The 20,301-nt window shown below is 65.3% G+C and carries 17 protein-coding genes and 1 tRNA gene; 9 read left to right on the top strand and 9 right to left on the bottom strand.

Annotated elements, in window-relative coordinates; translation table 11 throughout:
* Positions 1 to 37 precede the first annotated feature (37 nt).
* Positions 38 to 517, bottom strand: a complete 480-nt coding sequence (locus tag AC1Q7Q_RS29945; protein WP_150987569.1) for an Lrp/AsnC family transcriptional regulator — start codon at positions 515 to 517, stop codon at positions 38 to 40.
* A gap of 290 nt (positions 518 to 807) precedes the next feature.
* On the opposite strand from AC1Q7Q_RS29945, the gene phhA reads away from it, so the two are divergent.
* The 4 genes from phhA (at position 808) to AC1Q7Q_RS29965 (ending at position 4,708) form a co-directional block, all read left to right on the top strand.
* Positions 808 to 1,740, top strand: coding sequence for a phenylalanine 4-monooxygenase (phhA, locus tag AC1Q7Q_RS29950; protein WP_441635869.1), 933 nt, complete (start codon positions 808 to 810; stop codon positions 1,738 to 1,740).
* 156 nt (positions 1,741 to 1,896) lie between these two features.
* Complete coding sequence (locus tag AC1Q7Q_RS29955; protein WP_253929198.1) at positions 1,897 to 2,214, top strand: 4a-hydroxytetrahydrobiopterin dehydratase; 318 nt, start codon at positions 1,897 to 1,899, stop codon at positions 2,212 to 2,214.
* A gap of 144 nt (positions 2,215 to 2,358) precedes the next feature.
* Positions 2,359 to 3,063, top strand: coding sequence for a response regulator transcription factor (locus AC1Q7Q_RS29960; protein WP_043350877.1), 705 nt, complete (start codon positions 2,359 to 2,361; stop codon positions 3,061 to 3,063).
* A 25-nt stretch (positions 3,064 to 3,088) separates the two neighbouring features.
* A complete protein-coding gene (locus AC1Q7Q_RS29965; protein WP_492375418.1) occupies positions 3,089 to 4,708 on the top strand; it encodes a sensor histidine kinase in 1,620 nt (539 codons plus the stop codon).
* A gap of 46 nt (positions 4,709 to 4,754) precedes the next feature.
* On the opposite strand, the gene AC1Q7Q_RS29970 is transcribed toward AC1Q7Q_RS29965, so the two are convergent.
* Positions 4,755 to 5,312: an SET domain-containing protein gene (locus tag AC1Q7Q_RS29970; RefSeq protein WP_492375431.1), complete on the bottom strand. Its 558-nt coding sequence runs from the start codon at positions 5,310 to 5,312 to the stop codon at positions 4,755 to 4,757.
* 1,399 nt (positions 5,313 to 6,711) lie between these two features.
* On the opposite strand from AC1Q7Q_RS29970, the gene AC1Q7Q_RS29975 reads away from it, so the two are divergent.
* From AC1Q7Q_RS29975 to AC1Q7Q_RS29990, 4 genes are all read left to right on the top strand, one after another.
* A complete protein-coding gene (locus AC1Q7Q_RS29975) occupies positions 6,712 to 6,990 on the top strand; it encodes an HU family DNA-binding protein (protein ID WP_006162250.1) in 279 nt (92 codons plus the stop codon).
* A gap of 238 nt (positions 6,991 to 7,228) precedes the next feature.
* Positions 7,229 to 8,197, top strand: coding sequence for a DUF2272 domain-containing protein (locus AC1Q7Q_RS29980; protein WP_492375417.1), 969 nt, complete (start codon positions 7,229 to 7,231; stop codon positions 8,195 to 8,197).
* A gap of 205 nt (positions 8,198 to 8,402) precedes the next feature.
* A complete protein-coding gene (locus AC1Q7Q_RS29985; protein ID WP_492375416.1) occupies positions 8,403 to 9,167 on the top strand; it encodes a class II aldolase/adducin family protein in 765 nt (254 codons plus the stop codon).
* 47 nt (positions 9,168 to 9,214) lie between these two features.
* A complete protein-coding gene (locus tag AC1Q7Q_RS29990) occupies positions 9,215 to 10,198 on the top strand; it encodes a 2-dehydropantoate 2-reductase (protein WP_492375415.1) in 984 nt (327 codons plus the stop codon).
* A gap of 241 nt (positions 10,199 to 10,439) precedes the next feature.
* On the opposite strand, the gene rarD is transcribed toward AC1Q7Q_RS29990, so the two are convergent.
* Together rarD and AC1Q7Q_RS30000 are read right to left on the bottom strand one after the other, a co-directional pair.
* Positions 10,440 to 11,330 (bottom strand): EamA family transporter RarD, encoded by an 891-nt coding sequence (rarD, locus tag AC1Q7Q_RS29995; RefSeq protein ID WP_492375414.1) that lies wholly within the window; start codon positions 11,328 to 11,330, stop codon positions 10,440 to 10,442.
* A gap of 105 nt (positions 11,331 to 11,435) precedes the next feature.
* Positions 11,436 to 12,569 carry a TRAP transporter substrate-binding protein gene (locus AC1Q7Q_RS30000; RefSeq protein ID WP_174424353.1) on the bottom strand — a complete coding sequence of 378 codons (1,134 nt, stop codon included), beginning with the start codon at positions 12,567 to 12,569 and terminating at the stop codon, positions 11,436 to 11,438.
* 480 nt (positions 12,570 to 13,049) lie between these two features.
* Here AC1Q7Q_RS30000 and AC1Q7Q_RS30005 point away from each other — a divergent pair, with 480 nt between their 5' ends.
* Positions 13,050 to 14,783 (top strand): carbohydrate porin, encoded by a 1,734-nt coding sequence (locus AC1Q7Q_RS30005; protein ID WP_492387245.1) that lies wholly within the window; start codon positions 13,050 to 13,052, stop codon positions 14,781 to 14,783.
* On the opposite strand, the gene AC1Q7Q_RS30010 is transcribed toward AC1Q7Q_RS30005, so the two are convergent.
* From AC1Q7Q_RS30010 to AC1Q7Q_RS30030, 5 genes are all read right to left on the bottom strand, one after another.
* Positions 14,767 to 15,567 (bottom strand): aquaporin, encoded by an 801-nt coding sequence (locus tag AC1Q7Q_RS30010; RefSeq protein ID WP_492376174.1) that lies wholly within the window; start codon positions 15,565 to 15,567, stop codon positions 14,767 to 14,769. The genes AC1Q7Q_RS30005 and AC1Q7Q_RS30010 overlap by 17 nt on opposite strands.
* A gap of 536 nt (positions 15,568 to 16,103) precedes the next feature.
* Positions 16,104 to 16,179 (bottom strand) — tRNA-Phe (locus tag AC1Q7Q_RS30015).
* A 60-nt stretch (positions 16,180 to 16,239) separates the two neighbouring features.
* Positions 16,240 to 16,944 (bottom strand): response regulator, encoded by a 705-nt coding sequence (locus AC1Q7Q_RS30020; protein WP_043350899.1) that lies wholly within the window; start codon positions 16,942 to 16,944, stop codon positions 16,240 to 16,242.
* Positions 16,945 to 16,996: 52 nt separating this feature from the next.
* Positions 16,997 to 19,465 (bottom strand): sensor histidine kinase, encoded by a 2,469-nt coding sequence (locus AC1Q7Q_RS30025; RefSeq protein ID WP_492376165.1) that lies wholly within the window; start codon positions 19,463 to 19,465, stop codon positions 16,997 to 16,999.
* Positions 19,462 to 20,181, bottom strand: coding sequence for a DUF4390 domain-containing protein (locus AC1Q7Q_RS30030; protein WP_150987592.1), 720 nt, complete (start codon positions 20,179 to 20,181; stop codon positions 19,462 to 19,464). Before AC1Q7Q_RS30030 ends, AC1Q7Q_RS30025 begins: the two co-directional genes overlap by 4 nt.
* Positions 20,182 to 20,301: the final 120 nt, after the last annotated feature.

Genomic DNA, 20,301 nt, shown 5'->3' on the forward strand with positions numbered 1-20,301 from the left:
AAGCGCAAGCCCGCGCGCGCTGCGAGCGGCCCGCCGGCTAGCGCAAATGCGACAGTGGCAACGGCCCGTCGCGCTTGAGCGCGGTCAGCACGATGTTGGAACGCACGCTTTCCACACCCGGCACGCGCATGAGCTTCTTCATCGTGAATTCAGCCAGCGTCGGCAGGTCGGGCACCATGATGCGCAGCAGGTAGTCGGCCTCGCCCGCCACGGAGTAGCACTCCTGCACTTCTTCCAGCAGCAGGATGTCCTCGCGGAAGCGCTCGACAATGGTGTCGCCGTGATGGGCCAGCTTGACGCTGGTGAACACCAGCACGCCAAGCCCGAGCGATGGCGGCGAGAGCACCACGCGGTAGCCGGTGATCACGCCGTCGGCCTCCAGCCGCGCGAGCCGACGCCCGATCTGGCTGGGTGAGAGATGAATGCGCTCGGCGAGCTGCTGGTGGGTGGAGCGGCCGTCGGTCTGCAACGCCGCCAGCAGCGCGAGGTCGAATGGGTCGAGATTGATCATAGTCATGTCGCTTCGGTCGCTTCGGTCGCCTTGGACACGTTCGACGCGTTAGTCGAGTCGGAATCGCTTCTTGTTGTGCACCAGGCCTGCGGGTAGGAATGCTACCCCCGCCGCCGCCTGTCGGCACGCCGATTGTCACTGGCAGCGCACCCGCGCATATTTCCCGCAAACAATACCAAATTTTTGCGTACTTGATGCATCACCTGACGAAACCAAGCCGCTTTTGCGGGCCATTCGCGTCACCTCCTCGCTAAACTGTGCGGTAAATCTGCAGGAGATAAAACATCATGGACGCAATGGCTACCGCCACCCACGCTGGCGACGCCCAGGCCAGCTTTTCCGGCACCCTGACCGACAAGCTCAAGGAACAATTCGACGCCGGCCTGCTGTCCGGCCAGGAATTGCGCCCCGATTTCACCATCGCGCAGCCACTGGACCGCTATACGGACACCGACCACGCGGTGTGGGCCAAGCTCTATGACCGACAGGCCTCGATGCTGCGCGGCCGCGTCTGCGATGAGTTCCTGCAAGGCCTGTCCACGCTGGGCATGGGGCGCGACCGCGTGCCCAGCTTCGACCAGCTCAACGAAACCCTGATGCGCGCCACTGGCTGGCAGGTGGTGGCGGTGCCCGGCCTGGTGCCGGATGCCGTGTTCTTCGAGCACCTGGCCAACCGCCGCTTTCCCGCCAGCTGGTGGATGCGCAAGCCCGAGCAGCTCGATTACCTGCAGGAGCCCGACTGCTTCCACGATGTGTTCGGCCATGTGCCGCTGCTGATCAACCCGGTCTTTGCCAACTACATGGAGGCCTACGGCAAGGGCGGGCTCAAGGCCGCCTCGCTGGGCGCGCTCGACATGCTGGCGCGGCTGTACTGGTACACCGTGGAATTCGGCCTGATCCGCACACCGGAAGGCCTGCGCATCTACGGCGCGGGCATCCTGTCGAGCCAGGGCGAATCGATCTACAGCCTGGACTCGGCCAGCCCCAACCGCATCGGCTTCGATGTGCGGCGCATCATGCGCACGCGCTACCGCATCGACACTTTCCAGAAGACGTACTTCGTGATCGACAGCTTCGATCAACTGTTCGACGCCACCCGCCCCGACTTTGCGCCGCTGTATGAGGAACTGCGCACACAGCCCACGCTGGGCGCGGGCGACGTGGGGCAATCCGACCTCGTGCTCCAGCGCGGCTCGCGCGAAGGCTGGGCCGACAGCGACGACGTCTGACACGCGCTACCCTCGCTACCCGCGCGCGCCCTTTGTGAAACAATGACGGCGTGCCCGCTCCGCCTCCGCCTCAATGCACATCGCAAGGGCCGGGAGGCCGAGCCGGCGGGCCGGCATTGACCCTTGCCAACTTCCTTTTCGACCATCGAGCCCATCATGTCCCCTGCGCCTGTCGTGCCCCTAACGCTTGAAGAACGTGCACCGCTGCTGGCCAGCCTGCCCGGCTGGAGCACCGTCGATGACCGCGATGCGATCCACAAGCGCTTTACCTTTGCCGACTTCAACGCTGCCTTCGCCTTCATGACGCGCGTGGCGCTGGCCGCGGAAAAGGCCGACCACCATCCGGAGTGGTTCAACGTCTACAACCGGGTCGACGTCACCCTGTCCACCCATGACGCCAACGGCCTGACCCGGCGCGACACCGACCTGGCCGCCTTCATGGACCGCGCGGCTGCTTCGCTGGCGAAAGCCTGAGTACGCATGCGGCAAGGCGGGACACGCTGGAGACTGTAGGCAAACCGAAAGCTCGCTGGCGGTCGTGCGCTGTACAATCGGTGGCTGACCGTTTGTAACTTTCGTTACTCTCCCGATCCCTTTCCAGCCTCCCAGCCTGCCACCATGCGTATCCTTCTGATCGAGGACGACCGTCAGATCGCCAGTGGCGTCGAAGCCGGCCTGGCCCAAGCCGGCCATCAGGTGCGCGTGGTGCACGATGGCGTCTACGCCACCGAGCACCTGCTGCGCGAACAACACGACCTGGTGATCCTCGACCTGGGCCTGCCCGGCATCGACGGCATGACCCTGCTGGCGCGCTACCGCGCCCGCAACCGCACCACGCCGGTCATCATCCTGACCGCGCGCGACGAACTCGAAGACAAGCTCTCCGGCCTGAACGCCGGCGCCGACGACTACCTGGTCAAGCCCTTCGCCCTGCCCGAGCTGGAGGCGCGCGTGCGCGTCTTGCTGCGCCGCAGCCAGCACGGCGAGGCCGCGCCCGAGCGCGACGTGCGGCTCGGCCGGCTACGCCTGTCGGGCAACGACCGCCGCATGTTCATCGATGGCAAGCCGCTGGAGCTCTCGCCGCGCGAATTCGCCGTGCTGGAGCTGCTGCTGCAGCGCCAGGGCCGTGTGGTCAGCAAGGCGCAGCTGCAGGACCACCTCGCCACTTTCGCCCATCCCGCAGGGGAAGGCGGCGACACGGTCGGCGATACCGCCATCGAGGTCTACGTGCACCGCGTGCGCAAGAAGCTTGAAGAATGCGACGTGGAGATCGTGACCGTGCGCGGCTTCGGCTACCTGTTGCAGATCCGCGCCGGCACCTGACGCCGCGCCCAGGGAGAAGCCCGCCATGTGGCTGCGCCCACGTCCTACCCAGCCTCCCAAGGCCCTGACCGATGCCACCAGCGGCGCATCCGGCAAAGCCCCAACGGCCGCCGCGACGCCATCCGCACGCTCGGCCTCCACGCAAAGCCTTCGCGTGCACTTGCTGCGCGCGCTGGCCACGCCACTGTTCGCGCTGGTGCTGACCAGCGGCTCGCTCTCCTACTGGCTGGCGGCGCACTACACCACGCAGGTATTCGACCGCGCGCTGTATGGCGTGGCCAACAATATCGCCCAGCAGATCCGCATTGCCGGCCCCCGGCTGGAGCAAGACATCCCGATGATTGCGCAGACGCTGGTCGAGGCCGAAGGCACCGACCGCATCTATTGGCGCATCCACGGCCCCGACGGGCTGATCGGCGGCATGGATACCTGGCTGGGCTACGGCACCGGGCAAACCTCGCTGCACGATGCGCGGCTCTTCTACGCCTGGTTCAGCGGGCGCCAGGTGCGCGCCGTGCGGCTGCCGGTCAACCTGCCCAGCCCAGCCTCGGATGAACTGGCCACCAGCGAGGCCGGGCGCGTCCCGCGCGGGCCCATCGTGGTGGAAGTGGCCGAGCTGCTGGACCGGCGCGAGACCGCCGCCAACGAGATCCTGCTTTCGGTCTCGGTGCCGCTGATCCTGCTGCTGGTGGTAGGCAGCCTGATCCTCTCGCACGTGCTCAAGGAAGAGCTGGTGCCGCTGCAGATCCTCACCGACAAGCTCAATCGCCAGACGGCGCGCTCGCTGGCGCCGCTCGATGAAACCCAGGTGCCGGCCGAAGTGGAGCCGCTGATCCGCGCGCTCAACGCACTGCTGGCCAGGCTGCGCGATGCCCTGGACGCGCAGCGCAAGTTCATCGCCGATGCCGCGCACCAGTTGCGCACGCCGCTGACCGCCGTCAAGCTGCATGCCGACCGCGCGGTGCAGTCGGTGGATCCCGCAGTGACGGACCACGCGCTGCGCGAGCTGCAATCGGCGGCGGACCGCGCGGTGCGCCTGTCCAACCAGCTGCTCTCGCTGGCCCGTGCGGAGCCCGGACTATCGCTGGAGCGGCTGGGCCCGATCGAGCATTTCGACTTGGCCACGCTGGCCTTCGAGACCGGCGCCGAGTGGGTGCCGCAGGCGCTGGCCCGCCAGATCGACCTGGGCTTCGAGACCTTGCCCGGCCCCACCTTTACCGGCGCGGCGCCCTCGACGGTGCGCGGCAACCGCCTGCTGATGCGCGAAGCGCTCAGCAACCTGATCGACAATGCCGTGAAATACGTGCCGCCTGGCGGGCGCATCACCGTGCGCGCCGGCGGCGAGGCGCTCGGCCATCGCGGCATGGCGGTGGTGATGGTGGAAGACAACGGGCCCGGCATTGCGCTGGCGCGCCGCGAGGAAGTCTTCAAGCGCTTCTTCCGCGGCGACCATACGCCGGGGCCCAATGCACCGGCGCAACCGCCCGGCGGCGCGGGCCTGGGGCTGGCGATCGTGCATGAGATCATCGGCCTGCATCAGGGCACCATCCGCATCGAGGATGTGCCCGCCTCCGGCGAGGAGGCCGAGGTGCGCGGCATGCGCTTTGTAATCCGCATCCCGTGCGAGGCCGCGGGGACGGCCTGAGGCAGGACAAGCCGCGAAGCGGCTCGCCCCTCTCTATTCCAGCGCTCTACCTGGCCTTTTTTTCCTTCGGCGCCAGCATGGTGCCGCGGCATTTCGGGCTGCCGCAACGGCACTCGAACTCCTTCTTGAGCTTCTTGGTGTAGCGCGCGTCGATCACCAGCCCATAGTCATAGAACAGCTCCTCACCGCCGGCGATGTCGCGCAGCGCGTGGATGAACACCCGCCCCTTCTTCTCGCGCGCCTCGCAATTGGGCTCGCAGGCGTGGTTGATCCAGCGCGCGCGGTTGCCGCCGAACTTGGCGTCGATCACGTCGCCGTCTTCCAGGCTGAAGTAAAAGGTATGGTTGGGATCCGCCGGATCATGCGGATGGCGCTTGAGCGCTTCCTTCCAAGAAATGTGCTCGCCCTTGTATTCGATGATGCGCTCGCCCTCGGCAATCGGCGCGTTCGCATAGACGCCCTTGCCATGCACCCCCGAGCGGCGCACTTCAACGCGGTCGGACGCGGTCTTGCGCTTGCCTTCCTTCGGACTCTTGACGCGCTTGGCGTCTTTCGCCTCAGTCTCTTCCTGCTTCAATTCCTCTTGCTTTGCCTGTTCCGCCATGTGCCATCCCGTATAGATCCGCCTGCCTGCCACCCCGCGTGGCTGCGCGCCGCCCGGGCGCGATGGCGATGATACCTGCCCATATTGACCGCGGCATCCCCTTGCCGGCAAATAGCCGTATACGCGCAGCCCGCCTGAACCTGCACACACCGAGCCAGGTATACGGCGCACTGGTTTACGGGGAGGCCCATCATCAAAAACAGCCTCAATCAGCGCTTCGGCGTTTACGTATACAACCGAAACCCCGTCGATCGCCTGTGGATAACCCGGCAAAAATCTGGGGATAAAGACATGCAATTCATGTGGGCTGCCTGGGGTTGGCATGGGGATGCATCAGGCATAAGTCGGAGGGTTGCGCCCGACCCCCTCCACCAAAAGGCTAAGTCATCCACGTCCGCCAACACCGGGTCCCACCACTTCTGCTTCTTACAACACACTGATTTTAAAATCGTTTACTGGGTTATCCACAGAAAGGGCCGCCGTTTACCTACTACTACTATCTGTATACATTAAAGAAAGAAGTAAACAGAAAGGACTGCGTCCTGCTATCGGCGAGCAAAGAGAACCAGGCAAAAAATAAATGGCTGAAGAGCCGCTTCAGACGTGGCTTCTTTTTTGAGCAGAAGGAATTTGCTGGCCGAGGCACGGTTTACTGGCCCGCTCCCATGGTTTTTTTGACGAGAAAGAGTGCGTATACGTCCCGTCGCCATGCTGGACGGACGTCGTATACGTGCCGCTTGGTCGCGGTATACGTCCGCGCCGCCTGGCGCGTAAACGCGCACCGTTTGCCCCCCGGTCGGCGCATGCATGACGCGAATAGCCCCGGGATGCCGGCCGCGCTTGCCTATCGAGCACCATGCACAATAGTGCATATCTTGCCTGGAAGCCCCTTGAGCCTCGTTGCTACGCTGCGGTGGGTGCGCAGTCCCCGCAGCTCGGCTCCAGCGAAAGAATCGCCCACAGCGCCTGTCAGGCCCCTTCACGGGCCGGGATAGTCGCTGCGCGCCGGCCAACTGCCGCTGGCACACGCCCGAGGCCCGGGCATCAGAGCGATTTCGCCCTATACGCACCGGACTGCGCTTCTGCGATGCAATGCCCCTGAGAGGGCCTACAAGGCGATTTGAGCCGTTTTTCAGGCGTGGATGCCCTCTGGGACACCTGGGCGTGTTAACTCGCCTGAGGCGCATCCTGACGCCGGTGAAGGCCCTGCCTATCCCCGCGAATCCCCACAAAGCCCCAGCCAGCGCGGCCTGGAGCAGGATGCGCTGTAACAATCTGTTCCCGGTTGGCATGGCCCGACACGGTATGATGTGGCCCGCGGCGCCTTTGCCGGCGCCGGTGCGCAGTGCGCCGGCCCAGCCAGGCGTCCTTGTTTTATCAACTCGACACGGAGTGAAGCATGACGAAAACCGAACTGATCGACGCCATCGCGGCCGGCGTGGACGGCCTGACCAAAGCCAAGGCAGAACAAGCGCTGAACGTGACGCTTGGCGCCATCATGGAGGCCGTGGCCAAGGGCGACACCCTGAGCCTGATCGGCTTTGGCACCTTCAGCCAGGGCGAGCGCGGCGAACGCATGGCGCGCAACCCCCGCACCGGCGAAGAAATCAAGGTCGAAGCCGCCAAGACCGTCAAGTTCAAGGCTGGCCAGAAGTTCAAGGACGCAGTGAACCAGTGAGTCCCGCGGGCGGTTTCGTGCCAGCCCCGTTGGATCAACCCCGCCGTGCCGCCACCAGTTGCCTGATGGCATGGGTGAGCGCCAGGCGGGGCGCGTTATCCACAGTGTTTGACCCGCGGTTATCCTGCCGCTTCGCCGTATACGCCGCACCCTCCGCCAGCCCGGTAAGATCGTGCCCTATCGGCGCCTTCTCTCTGTAAATACAAGGGTCTAGGGCGTCCTGCTCAGTAGGCCTCTCATGCACCTTCGTTCGCCGCGCGGCAGATTTCCACAGCTTTATTCACAACGTTTCCCACAAAATTTTCCACAGGCACGAGGGCTTGGCCTGCGCCTGCTGATGGCGCTCGCGCTGGTCTCGGGTTGCACCACGCCTTCTCCGCCCGCCCGGCCTCAGGCGACCCCCCTCCCCGATACGGAGAGACCCGTGACAACGTCCGGCGCCACGCAGCGCCAGCGCATCGTCGAGATCGCCTGGCAGGAGTGGCAGCGCTGGGGTGGCCAGACCGTGCGCCTGGGCCGCGACGACACCGCGTGCGTGGCCGACAGCCCGCTACCGGCGCCTGTATTGCCCGGCATGCCGGTGGCGGGGGCCAATGAGGATGGTGTGGATGCCGCGGACCGCTCCGCCGATCGCGAGGAAGAGGATGGCAGCGAGTCAGCCTGCCTGCGCTTTCCCGATGGCACCGGCATGGAGGCCACGCCCCAGGGTTGCAAGCTCGCCCAACGCTATTGGGCCATCGTGGGCAAGGCTGTCACCTGCCGCCAGATCACCCAGGGAAACTGGGCCTGGTCTGCTGTGTTTATTTCCTGGGTGATGCGCAAGGCCGGCCTGGACGACCGCCAGTTCCTGACCGGCGATTCGCACTCGATGTACGTGGTGGACGCGCGCGACGGCATTTTGCCCGCGCCGGCGTTCCGCATCGAGCCGTTGCCCGCCATGCCCCGCCCGGGCGATGTGATCTGCGCCGCGCGCGGGCGCGACAAGTACCTCGACAGCGTGGCCGAGATCGGCTTTGGCACCACGCCCATGCACTGCGACATCGTGGTCGAGGTTGACCCGGCGGCACACCTGGTCAAGGCCATCGGCGGCAATGTCCAGCAATCGGTGTCGATGGAGCTGATCGAGCTCGGTGACTCCGGCATGATCGACAGCGTGACCAACTCGCACATGCCGTGGCTGCTGATCATGCGCAACACGCTGCCTTGAGGCTGAGGCGTTGCTGGTTGCCCGGCCGTCAGGCCGGCGCACGCGGGTAGCCCCCGGCTTGACCAGTCCTGCAAAATCATTAACATGGTAATCAATCGGGCAGCGGCATGGTTTTTCCCGCGCTAGCATCCTGGCCCGACCCCACCTGAACCGCATTCCGGAAGCGCGCGCACCGACGCCGCAAGCAACGCGAGAGGAGACCTGCATGGCTGTTGCCAACTGTCATCCGGCGGAATGGGAGGCGCGCGTCAAGCTCGCCGCCTGCTACCGCATCTTCGACCGGCTGGGCTGGACCGAGCTGATCTACAACCACATCACCTTGCGCTTGCCGCCGGAGGCTGGCGGCGATGGCAGCAATCCCCATTTCCTGATCAATCCCTTCGGCCTGCGCTATGCGGAGGTGACCGCTTCCAACCTGGTGAAGATCGATCTGGCGGGGCAGGTCATCGGCGAGAGCCGCTGGCCGGTCAACCCGGCCGGCTTCACTGTGCATGCGGCCATCCACGCCGGCATCCCGGGCGCGCATTGCGTCATGCACACGCACACCACGGCGGGCATGGCGGTCGCCTGTTCGGCGCAGGGCCTGTCGATGAGCAACTTTTACGCAGCGCAATTGTTCGACAAGGTGGCCTACCATCCGTTTGAGGGCATCACCGTGCACGAAGACGAAGGGCCGCGCCTGGTGCGCAATATCGGCGACAAGCCCGCTGTGATCCTGCGCAATCATGGCCTGCTGGCCTGGGGTGACAGCATTGCGCGTACCTTTTCCACGCTCTGGCTGCTCAACCGCGCCTGCGAGATCCAGCTGGCCACGCTGGCCATGGGGGCGGCGCTGCCGGTGCTCGAAGAGGTCCAGCGCAAGTGCACGCGCGACTCGCTGCAATTCAATCCCAAGTTCGGCGCGGGCGAAGATGTGTTCGCAGCACTGACCCGTGAAATTGATCGCATCGATGAATCGTATCGTGATTAGCAATCATTGATTCGTTGCGAGAATAAACTTACAGAAACAAGGCAGTCATGACATCCCTATGCATCGTCGGCGCAGGCGCCGTCGGCGGCTTTATCGGCGCGCGGCTCGCCCGTTCCGGCCAGGCGCTGAACGCACTGGCGCGCGGCCAGACGCTGGAGGCGCTGCGCTCGCAAGGCCTGACCCTGATCGAGGGCGAGCGCACCGAGACGTTTCCGGTCAATGCGCAAGGCGATCCCGCAGCGCTAGGTACGCAAGATGTGGTGATCCTGGCGGTGAAAGCCCCGGCATTGCCGCAGCTGGCGCAGACCATCGGGCCACTGATCGGCCCTGATACGGTGGTGGTGACAGCGATGAACGGCGTGCCGTGGTGGTTCTTCGAGCGGCCCGGCCCGCATGCCGGATTGTCGCTGCGCACCGTGGATCCGCAAGGTGCCATTGCGCGCGCCATCCCGGCCGCGCAGGTGATCGGCTGCGTGGTGCACCTGACCGCCTCCACGCCGGCCCCGGCCACTGTGCGCCACGGCTTTGGCGCGCGCCTGATCCTGGGCGCCGCGGGTGGCGCTACGGGCATGGCAGCCGGCAAGCTCGAGGCCGTGGCCAGCCTGCTCGCCAGTGGTGGCCTGGAGGTCGAGCGCAGCGCCGCGATCCAGCAGGACATCTGGTTCAAGCTGTGGGGCAATATGACGATGAACCCGGTCTCCGTGCTGACCGGTGCCACCTGCGACCGCATCCTCGACGATCCGCTGGTCAATCGTTTCTGCCTGGCGGTGATGGAAGAAGCCAGCAAGATCGGCGCGGTCATCGGTTGCCCGATTGCGCAGAGCGGCGAGGAGCGCAGCCAGGTCACGCGCAAGCTGGGCGCTTTCAAGACTTCGATGCTGCAGGATGCGCAGGCCGGGCGGCCAGTGGAGATCGATGCGCTGGTGGCATCGGTGCGGGAAATCGGCGAGCACGTCGGGATCGCGACCCCCAACATCGATGCGCTGCTGGGGCTGGTACGGCTACATGCGCAGGTGCGTGGGCTTTATTGACGGGGTGTGTCCGGGTAACGGAGTTGGGTATTCATGCCACTAATCAAGATGGCCTATCTATTTTGTGATCAATAGATAGTAAGAATTATTTTGACCTGAATTGCCAAGACTTGGCCCACTGCTCGTTGAGTGGATTGCCTTGAAGACACGAAAATTATCTACGTGAGAAATATTTTCTATTAATAATCGGTCTAGTTCATTGTTAGCGGAAATATAAAGGGGCCTCCATGAGGCCCCTTTTTCACCCTTGCGTCGCCAGCTTCGCGCGCTGGCGCCCCGCCCATATCCCCTCGACCGCATAAACAAGCAGCGATATCCAGATCATCGCGAAGCCGATCTGCTTGCTGGCCGGGAACGGCTCGTTCCAGAGCCATACGCCGAGCAGCAGCTGCAGCGTCGGGCCCGTGTACTGCAGCAGCCCCAGCAAGGACAGCGGGATACGCCGCGCGCCGGCCGCAAACAGCAGCAAGGGGACGGCGGTGACCGGCCCGGCAAGCAGCGCCAGCAACTGCACCCCGCCGCCCACCTCGGTGAAGTCGGCTTGCCCCGTCGCGAACAGGTACGCCAGGGCGCTTGCCGCCAGCGGGAACAGCAGCATGGTCTCCAGCGAGAGGCCTTCCAGCGCACCCAGCGTAGCGGTCTTGCGCAGCAGCCCGTAGCCGCCGAAGGTGGCGGCCAGCGCCAGCGCAATCCATGGCAACTGGCCTGCTGCCACGGTCAGCCAGATTACGCCTGCCGCAGCCAGCGCAATGGAGGCCCACTGGCCGGGACGCAGCCGCTCGTGCAGGAACAGCACGCCCAGCAGTACATTGAACAGCGGGTTGATGAAGTAGCCCAGGCTGGCGTCGACCACCCGGCCGTTCGATACCGACCAGATGTAGAGAAACCAGTTTCCGCTCAGCAGCAGCGCACTGGCGACGAAGCCGGCCAGCAGGCGCGGATTGGTCCAGACGCCGCGCAGCCAGCCCCAGTGGCGCCGCCAGGTCAGCACCAGCCCCAGGAACACCAGCGACCACACCATGCGGTGCAGCAGGATCTCCATAGGCGCGATGCCGTGGAGGGATTTGATATAGAGCGGCAGCAAGCCCCAGATGATGTAGGCGAGCAACGCGTAGAAGATGCCGGTTTGCATGAAGAGTCCCAAGGAATCGGGGGATTCTACCGGCGTAAAAAAGCCCGTGCCGGGCACGGGCTTTTGGCTGGCTTGCGCCACCTCGCATGGATGGCGGCAGCACGCTTACAGCTTGCGCGCGAAGCTGAACTGCGAAAATGCTTGCTCGGCCACGTTGAACCACGCTGCTTCGTTGTTGCGGAAGACGCGCCAGTCGTCGTAGATCTTCTTGAACGACGGGTTCTTGGCGGTTTCCTCGGCGTAGGCGTCCTGGGTGGCCTTGAAGCAGGCCTCCATGATTTCCTTGGAGAACGGACGCAGCTTCACGCCGTTTTCCAGCAGGCGGGCCAGCGCTTGCGGATTGACCGCGTCGTACTTGGCCATCATGTTGGTGTGGACTTCGATCGTGGCCGTTTCCAGCGCGCGCTTGTACAGCGCGGGCAGCTTCTCGTACTCGGTTGCCGACGAATAGAAGGATAGCTGCGCGCTGCCTTCCCACCAGCCCGGGTAGTAGTAGTACGGAGCGACCTTGTAGAAGCCGAGCTTCTCGTCATCGTACGGGCCAACCCATTCCGCCGCATCGATGGTGCCCTTTTCCAGCGCGGGATAGATGTCGCCGCCAGCGATCTGCTGCGGCACCACGCCCAGGCGCGACAGCACCACGCCAGCGAAACCTGCGATCCGGTACTTCAGGCCCTGCAGGTCGGCAACCGTCTTGATCTCCTTGCGGAACCAGCCGCCCATCTGCGCGTTGGTATTGCCGCCCAGGAAGTTGACGACGTTGTATTCCTTGAAGAATTCGCGCATCAGCTTCATGCCGTTGCCCTGCATCATCCAGGCGTTTTGCTGGCGCGAGGTCAGGCCGAACGGGACGGTGGTGTCGAAGCACAGCGTCGGGTTCTTGCCGAAGTAGTAGTAGCCGGCGGTGTGGCCGATCTGGACGGTGTTGTTCTGCACCGCGTCCAGCACCTGCAGGCCCGGCACGAGTTCGCCGGCGGCGAAGACCTTGATGTTGAATTTGCCGTCGGTCAGTTCCTTGACCCGTTGCGACAGCAGCTCGGCGCCACCGTAGATGGTGTCAAGAGACTTGGGGAAGCTCGAAGCCAGGCGCCATTCCACGGCCGGATTGCTGCCGATCACGGCCGGCGCGCTGGCACCGGCGGCGGCCGGCGCGGCGGCCTTTTCTTCCTTGCCGCACGCGGCCAGCGCACCCGTGGCGGCCACGGCCGATGCCTTCAACAGAAAGGAACGACGTTCCATGACTTCTCCTCTTTTATAGATTTTTAGTGCGGCAGCAGGGGGTAGGCACGCCCGCGTCATGCGCGGGCATTGCGCTCTGTACCGAGACGCGCAAGCAGCCAGGGTAAGGCCACCGCGCAACAATGAGCCTGTTACGGAGACACGCCAGGAATGTGGCGTATCCTGGCATGCCTTCGTAACAGGCTCGGGGGCGCCGGTCCGTACCCGTCGGACAGGCCCGATGATTATAGCGGTGGCCCTTTCGCCACGGGGGGCCGCGCAAGTCCGGGTTTTCGCTAGGAAAGTGCAGATTTAGGGGCGGCCGTACATCGTCCTGTCATCCCGCTCCGCTCCCATTGGCATGACCGCGCCATCGCGTGCCAGATGCCGCAAGCGACGTATTCCATATGGTGAGAAGGACGCCCCGCCGCGGATTTTGTAACCCCGCTTGCGGTCCAATCGGTCGACTGTTAAAAAATCACGCCTTACTGGTCCTGCCCTATGTTGTTTGCCGTTTCGCCCGCCTCCGGCCGCCTGCCGGCGCTCCGCTCGCGTTGCCTCGCCGTTGCCGTGCTGGCCGCCTGGGGATTGAACGCGTGCGCGCAGACCGGGCCTGACCTGGCGGCAGCCGATGTGCCGGCCACGCCCACGGCGGCACAGCGTGCGGCGACCCCGCCTGAGGCTGATCCGCTGGCAGCGCTGATTTCGAATGAACAAGCGGCCGCGGCCCCGATAGCCGGCGACGCCCCTGCCGCGGCTATCGCGCCGGAAGCGCCCAAAGCCGCCGCCGCTGATGGTGCTTCGCCCGCCACCAGCACCGCCACCCCCCCCGCCCTGCCTGAGCCGCCTCCGCCTGCTACCTGGGCCAATGCCGGGCTGGATGACAACGGTATCGAGCTCGCCGGCCCGCCCGATCCACCTTTGCCCCCGGAGCCGGTTGTTGCGCCTCCCCCGCCCGTGGTGCTCTTTCCCAAGCGCCTTGGCGAGTTCGTGGCGGACGCCATGCCGAAGGCTGCCACGCCCGCCGAGGGCGAGGATGCCGACACGCCGGCGCTGGCCGGCGAAAGCTATGCGCTGGTGTCCCAGCTGCCCGCCGATGATCCTGCCGGCGAGCAGGTCTGGCGGCTTGGCTACAGCGGGCGCGCCGCGTATGACGATCGCACCACCGCCACCCGTGCCTGCGCTGGCGGCGGCACCTTGTCCACCGGCATCGGTGGCGGACTCGCGTGCCGCAGCACCGGCGAGGTCAAGGTCAAGGAGTCCCTGTTCTCGCTCGACGGCGGCGCGCAGGTGCAGCTGGTGGCGCAGGCCAAGGGGACCGATGCCACGTCGATCAATGGCCGCCCGGCCGCGGTTGATCCCTATGCCCTGCTGCCGCAGATCTATACCTCGGTCAGCGGGCTGTCGGTGCTGGACGGCGCCACGATGTGGGCCGGCCGGCGCGAGAGCGCATCGTTCCTGATGTCGTCGGGACTGCTGCCGCCTACATCGCCGGCGATGCGTTTCGGCGTGGATAACGCCCGCTTTGGCGACATCGCGCTCAACTACCAGTACACCGCGCGCAATGACCTGAACGGCGCCAACCTGCCGAGCTATCACTCGCTGCGCACCGCGCCCATCGCCACCAATGAGAAAGGCTCGGTGCAACTGGGCTATACGCGGGTGGAAGCGCAGCCGCTGATCCAGCAGACCGGCAGTGCGTGGTGGGTGTCGGCCATGCACGAGCAGCAAGGCGTGCTCGCCGGCACCAACCGCTTCGGCATGCAGTTTGGCGAGGGCAGCCGTAACGCGTTGACCGGCTACACCGGCATGGGGCCCGCCTTGTCGCGGGTACGCGTGGCCGAATCGATGGAGTGGAAGCAACGCTCGGGGCTGGGCCTGGCGGGCTCGGTTGAGTCCAGCATGCAGTTCGACCGCTCGCCGGTGGGCACGCTGCAATGGATGGCCACGCGCGTGCGCCCCGCCTATATCGCCAGCGACCAGTTCAAGCTGACCTTCGAAGTGGCGCACGACCAGATCTCTTCGGGCTTCGGCGCCAGCGGACAGCGCACTGCGGTGACCGTGGCGCCTACCTTCACGCTTGGCAAGGCGGCCGGCAATGCCAACCTGCGCGCCTTCTACACCTACAGCAAGGCCAACGACGTGGACGGCATCGCCTTTGCCTCACCCACCGATACCTGGGCTTCGCAGACCTCGGGCTCAATCTTCGGCGTACAGCTCAATCGCCGCTGGTAGGCGCGATAGCGGCTGCAGCCGCTGCTCGCCATGGCGCCTTGCGCGTGAGCGGCGCGCGGCCCGGCAGCACCGCGGGTGCTCGCAGCAGCCAGTGGAAGACCAGCGCGGCGCTCAGCCCGCCCGCTAGCTGCGCTAGCACGAAGCCCGGCACATCGATGGCGCGAATGCCGGTGAAGGTTGCCGTCAGCGCGCACGCAAGGGTCAGCGCCGGGTTGGCGAATGACGTCGATGCCGTGAACCAGTACCCTGCAGTGATATAGCCCGCCACTGCGAACGGCACCAGCCCGGGCCGGCTGCGCCCGGTGCCAATCGCTATGCCGACGAGGCCAAAGGTGGCAACAAACTCGCTCCACCACATCGATGGCCCGGTACGGCTTTGCGCCGACCAGGCCAGCGTCGGCTCGCCAAACATCGCATGCGCGCAGGCGACCCCTGCGATGGCGCCGCCCATCTGCACCAGTCCGTAGCGCCAGGCATCGCGCGCCGGCAGCGCGCCGCGCACCATCGCGCAGAGCGTGACGACCGGGTTGAAGTGCCCACCCGAGACCGGTCCCAGCGCGAGCAACAATGCAATCAGCCCGCCGCCCGTGGCCAGCGAGTTCGCCAGCAAGGCCAGCGCGACATTGCCGCCGGCCAGCTGCTGCGCACGAATGCCCGAGCCCACCACCACCGCTACCAGCAGCGCCGTGCCGAGTCCTTCCGCGACCAGGCGCTGGCAGAGCGTGCTCGCAGCCGCAGGTACGCTTGCGCTGTGTGGTTCGGCAGCGTGGGCCGGGTCGGCCATGGTTTCGGGGGAAGGCGCGTGCATCGGGTTTGCAGTGATGGGCGGGAGCGCGCAGTGTTTCGTCTTTCGCCTCGCAGCGTCAATGCATGCTTGGGTTGTTTTGAATGAACCGGTGGTATCGAATGCTTGGCGTGCTTGGCTGAATCGCTATCGGGATGGCATGGATGGTGGCATGACATCGCGAAAATCGGAGGTCAGGATCAAATGCGAAAAGCGGATTTTGGGGGTAATTGGCGCAATGCCGATAATCGCGGACGCGATGGCACTGGACGGACGAATTCGTGCCTAAACATTAGGCGGTGGCAGGCGATATAGCAAGGGTTTGCGCGCGTGCGGCGAGGCCGCAGCAGCAGAGGCGATAGCCGCGTCCAGGCCGTGTTCTAAGTGGCCAAATGCGTGTGGATGGGGGGAGGGTCTAGCGCCCAGGGCCGCGCCTCTGAGACGCGCCGGAAGAAGGCCTGCAAGGCAGCGATGAAACGATGGCCACAATGGAAAAAGCCCAAGACCTTTTCAGACCTTGGGCTTTTTCGTAATGCTGGTGGCCTGGGACGGAATCGAACCGCCGACACAAGGATTTTCAATCCTCTGCTCTACCGACTGAGCTACCGGGCCAAAGAAGCGAAACTATAACAGCGCTTTTCGACCCGGTCAAGAGCTGCGTGCATCACCGCATCATTGTTCCGCAGGTTCCGGCTTGTTGCGGCCGAGTTCCACGCCAAGCTGCTTGAGCTTGCGGTACAAGTGGGTGCGTTCGAGGCCGGTTTTCTCTGCGACGCGGGTCATGCTGCCGTGCTCGCGCAGCAAGTGGTATTCGAAGTAAGCGCGCTCGAACAGGTCGCGTGCTTCGCGCAGCGGCATGTCGAAAGAGAAATGCATCTCGGCTTCTGGCAAGCGTTGCGGGCTGCCATTGGCGGTCTCGGCGGCGCTTTCCGCGGCAATCGCCGCCGTGCCCTCGCCATTGCCGTTCGCGGGCAGCGCCGCGCCTGCGGCCACGCCCGAGCGCGGACGCTCGATGCCACGCGCCAGGCCCTGCTCGACTGCCGAAAGCAGCTTTTGCAAGGCAATTGGCTTCTCGAGGAAATTGAGCGCGCCAATCTTGGTTGCCTCCACCGCGGTATCGATGGTTGCGTGTCCCGACATCATGATGACGGGCATGGAGAGCAAGCCTTGGGCCGACCACTCCTTGAGCAGCGTGACGCCGTCGGTATCGGGCATCCAGATGTCAAGCAGCACCAGGTCTGGCGTATTGCCGGCACGGTACTCGCGCGCTTTCTGCGCGTTTTCTGCCACTTCGACCACATGGCCTTCGTCGCTGAGGATTTCCGAGAGCAACTCCCGGATACCCATTTCGTCGTCGACTACGAGGATGGTTGCCATACTTCCCCTCTTGACCCCACCGCGGCTTGCCGGGTTCGGGGCCGCACATTGACTATGCCAGTTTAACGAACAGGATGGAGATCTGCGCCCCGATGATGTCGGAGCCCTCCATGCGATTGCGCAACTCGATGCGTGCGCCGTGTTCGTCAATGATCTTCTTCACCATTGCAAGACCCAGGCCTGTTCCTTTGGCCTTGGTGGTCACATACGGCTCGAACGCGCGACTAAGGATACGCGGAGCGAAACCGGGACCGTTATCCGCAATGGTGAGCTTGACGGCCTGCCGGTCTTCGCCGGCAGAATCTTTGTATTCTACAGTCTCGGTGTGCAGAGCGATATGGGGCGCCGCCCTAGCCGCGCCGAGGTTGTCCGCCACCGCATCCTGCGCGTTTTGCAGCAGGTTGTGAATCACCTGGCGCAGCTGGGTCGGATCGCCCTTGATTTCGGGCAGGCAGGCCGCCAGCGACGGATGGATCACGGCGTGCTCGTACGTGCCGGTGTCGTCGATGCCGTAGAGATGCAGCACTTCGGCGACCAGGCCGTTGAGCTGTAGTGACTGCAACAGCGCTGGCGGCGTGCGGGCGTAATCGCGGAAGTCGTCGACCATGCGCTTCATGGCCTGCACCTGGTTGACGATGGTGGTGGCGCCGCGCTTGAGCACGTCGACGTCGGTGCCCTCCAGTTTGGGCGAGAGCTTCATCTGCAGGCGCTCGGCCGAGAGCTGGATCGGGGTCAGCGGGTTCTTGATTTCATGCGCGAGGCGCCGTGCCACTTCGCCCCACGCCACCGAGCGTTGAGCGGAAATCACATCGGAAATGTCGTCGAATACCACCACGTAGCCGGGTTCGTCGCGCTCGTCGCCGCGCCCGCCCGGCAGGCGCGCGCCGCGCACCAGCAGCGTAAGCGCTTGTTCCTCGTCGCTCTGCGGCAGCTCGATCTGCTTTTGCCAGTGCTGCGCGCCGCCCAGCATTTCACTGGTGCTCTGCTCGGAGAAGGCCTGCCGCACGATGTCGCCGAACTCGCCGAGGACCGGGATGCTGTCGATGGGCTGGCCCAGAGCGCCGGAAAACGGCTGACGGAAGATGCGCTCGGCCCCGGGATTGGCGGTGATCAGCACAAAGCGGCGATCGAACACGAACACGCCGGCGGTGAGGTTCTGCAGCACGCTCTCGAGATACGCCGTCGATTTCTCGAGCGCGCTGCGGTTCTGCTCCACCGCGATGCGCGCTTCCGACAGCTGGCGCGTCATCATGTTGAACTGCTGCGTTAGCATGCCGAGCTCGTCGCGGCTCTTGAGCTCGCGCTTGGGCGAGAGGTCGCCCTCGGCCACTTCCTTGGTCCCTTGCAGCAACATCAGCAGCGGCCGCGCCAGCTGCCCGCCGAGCAACAGCGCCAGCATCACGGCAATGAACACCGCGAGGAACAGCGTGAGCGTCAGCGTGCCGATATACATCTTGCGCAGGCCGGTGCGGCCGAGCGCCTTTTCCTGGTACTCCTGGTAGGCGCGCTGGACTTCGTCGGCATTGCGCGCCAACGCTGCCGGCACCGGATGCACGACCTGCAGGTAGCGCTCCTCGCGCACCGTGTCGCCCACCAGCCCGAACCCGGACGATGCGGCGTCCTCGGGTCGGCGCTCGACCGACAGCCCCGACCCGGCCCAGCGGCCGGCAGCATTGAGGGCCGGCTTGCCCGCGGGCCGGCTGGCGCTATCCGCGGTTGGGGGTGCTTCGGTTTGCGCGGTGGGCGCTGGGCCCAGCGGCACGATGACGCGCAGCCGGTACAGGTGGGCGCCATCGGTACGCTCGGGCTGGTGATGGCTATCGACCGATGGATCGGTGCCCCCTTCCACCGCGGCATAGCCGCCGGCCAGCCGGGCCTGCTCGGCCAGCACGCCAGAGGGCAGGTCCGGCACCAGCGACGCATAGTTGCTCGACGCCGTGGCGATCACGCGGCCGCTGCCGGTAAAGATGGCGGCTTCCTGCACGCCGTATTGCTCGCGCAGCCGGTTGAGCTGCAGCGAGGTGGCAACGTTGGGCGAGCTGGTGAGCTGGTCGGCCATCAGCCGCGCCTTGCCTTGCAGGTCCGACAACGAGCTGTCGATGGTGGAGCGGCCAAGGTTGAGGCCGGCCTCGAGCGCGGTCTCGACGCGAACGTCGAACCAGGACTCGATGCTGCGCGAGACGAACTGCAGCGACACCAGGTAGATCAGCACGCCGGGCAGCACGCCCACCACGCCAAAGAACACGGCGAGCTTGGTCATCAGCCGCGTGCCGAACTTGCCGCGGCGGTAGCGCAGCCACAGGGTCAGCGCCAGCGCGCCGATGATCAGCACCAGCAGGATGCCGATCACCAGGTTGATCTTGAACAGCAGCGTGAAGTACCGATCGAAGAATTCGGTATTGGCCGAGGCGCCGGCGAGCAGTGCCACCAGCACCAGCGCCAGGAACACGATGATCCCCGCCACGACGCGGTAAAGCACGCGCCGGAACCGGCTGTCCCACAGGCTGGGGGGGGCGCTCATGGCTGGCCCGCGGCCGGCTGCACCAGGGTGGTGGGAGAGAGCACGGTCGATACGGTCTGCGCGAACGGCACCGCACGCGTTTCCCCGGCCACCGCGGCGGACGCGGCAGACGCCGGCGCCGGTGTCGGCACGGGCACCAGTTGCGGCGGTGGTGTGGGCGCGGGCGGCGGCGGGAATTCGCTCGGCACGGTGAAGCTGAAGCGCCGCCATTCCGATGCCAGGTTCCACTCGCGGGTGTTGACGGCGTTGATCTGGAACGGCTTGGGCAGTTGCGTCAGGTCCAGGCGCATGCGCGCTTCGGCCTGGTAGGTCTCGCCCGGCTTGACCATGCTGCGCTCGAACACGCGCCAGCCACGCACGCGCTGGATGAACTGCAGCGCGCCCTTCAGGCGCATGAACGGCAATTGCAGGCCGCCGGTGGACACGCGGTACTGGCGCGTGAGCGGATGGTAGGACAGCCGCACGCTGCGGCTGGCATTGACGGGTTTTTCATCGAACCAGTACCAGCGTGGGCGGGAAAGCTGGAAATCGACGACGAAATACAGCGAGATGCCTTTGTTGAGCGCGTCTTCAAGCGGCGGCGGCAGATCGAAATCGAAACTCGCGGCCAGATCGAAGCCGCCATCCTGGTACTCGATGCGGGCCTCGTTGACTTCAATGCCGTCGGCGCGCGCCGTGCCCGGCAGCGCGACCAGCGTCATCAGGATACCGAGCATGATCGTCGCCGCGAGCCACCACGACGCCAGCCGCGCGCGCGCGCCGCATAGCGGGCCGGCGCCGGCTACTGAACCAGCTGCCCGGGCTGCAGCAAGGGACACGCACGCACTGTCGTCTGG

It is taken from the genome of Cupriavidus sp. GW823-FHT07A04 (assembly GCF_058794615.1).

What these genes read in the sequence shown, in the direction of transcription:
- AC1Q7Q_RS29955 (WP_253929198.1), top strand. Translation starts at nt 1,897, where the DNA reads ATGTCCCCTGCGCCTGTCGTGCCCCTAACGCTTGAAGAACGTGCACCG.
- AC1Q7Q_RS30020 (WP_043350899.1), bottom strand. Translation starts at nt 16,944, where the DNA reads ATGGCAACCATCCTCGTAGTCGACGACGAAATGGGTATCCGGGAGTTG.
- AC1Q7Q_RS29945 (WP_150987569.1), bottom strand. Translation starts at nt 517, where the DNA reads ATGACTATGATCAATCTCGACCCATTCGACCTCGCGCTGCTGGCGGCG.
- AC1Q7Q_RS29965 (WP_492375418.1), top strand. Translation starts at nt 3,089, where the DNA reads ATGTGGCTGCGCCCACGTCCTACCCAGCCTCCCAAGGCCCTGACCGAT.
- AC1Q7Q_RS29990 (WP_492375415.1), top strand. Translation starts at nt 9,215, where the DNA reads ATGACATCCCTATGCATCGTCGGCGCAGGCGCCGTCGGCGGCTTTATC.
- AC1Q7Q_RS30010 (WP_492376174.1), bottom strand. Translation starts at nt 15,567, where the DNA reads ATGGCCGACCCGGCCCACGCTGCCGAACCACACAGCGCAAGCGTACCT.
- AC1Q7Q_RS29960 (WP_043350877.1), top strand. Translation starts at nt 2,359, where the DNA reads ATGCGTATCCTTCTGATCGAGGACGACCGTCAGATCGCCAGTGGCGTC.
- rarD (WP_492375414.1), bottom strand. Translation starts at nt 11,330, where the DNA reads ATGCAAACCGGCATCTTCTACGCGTTGCTCGCCTACATCATCTGGGGC.
- AC1Q7Q_RS30000 (WP_174424353.1), bottom strand. Translation starts at nt 12,569, where the DNA reads ATGGAACGTCGTTCCTTTCTGTTGAAGGCATCGGCCGTGGCCGCCACG.
- AC1Q7Q_RS29980 (WP_492375417.1), top strand. Translation starts at nt 7,229, where the DNA reads ATGCACCTTCGTTCGCCGCGCGGCAGATTTCCACAGCTTTATTCACAA.
- AC1Q7Q_RS30025 (WP_492376165.1), bottom strand. Translation starts at nt 19,465, where the DNA reads ATGAGCGCCCCCCCCAGCCTGTGGGACAGCCGGTTCCGGCGCGTGCTT.
- AC1Q7Q_RS29985 (WP_492375416.1), top strand. Translation starts at nt 8,403, where the DNA reads ATGGCTGTTGCCAACTGTCATCCGGCGGAATGGGAGGCGCGCGTCAAG.
- AC1Q7Q_RS30030 (WP_150987592.1), bottom strand. Translation starts at nt 20,181, where the DNA reads ATGCTCGGTATCCTGATGACGCTGGTCGCGCTGCCGGGCACGGCGCGC.
- phhA (WP_441635869.1), top strand. Translation starts at nt 808, where the DNA reads ATGGCTACCGCCACCCACGCTGGCGACGCCCAGGCCAGCTTTTCCGGC.
- AC1Q7Q_RS29970 (WP_492375431.1), bottom strand. Translation starts at nt 5,312, where the DNA reads ATGGCGGAACAGGCAAAGCAAGAGGAATTGAAGCAGGAAGAGACTGAG.
- AC1Q7Q_RS30005 (WP_492387245.1), top strand. Translation starts at nt 13,050, where the DNA reads ATGTTGTTTGCCGTTTCGCCCGCCTCCGGCCGCCTGCCGGCGCTCCGC.
- AC1Q7Q_RS29975 (WP_006162250.1), top strand. Translation starts at nt 6,712, where the DNA reads ATGACGAAAACCGAACTGATCGACGCCATCGCGGCCGGCGTGGACGGC.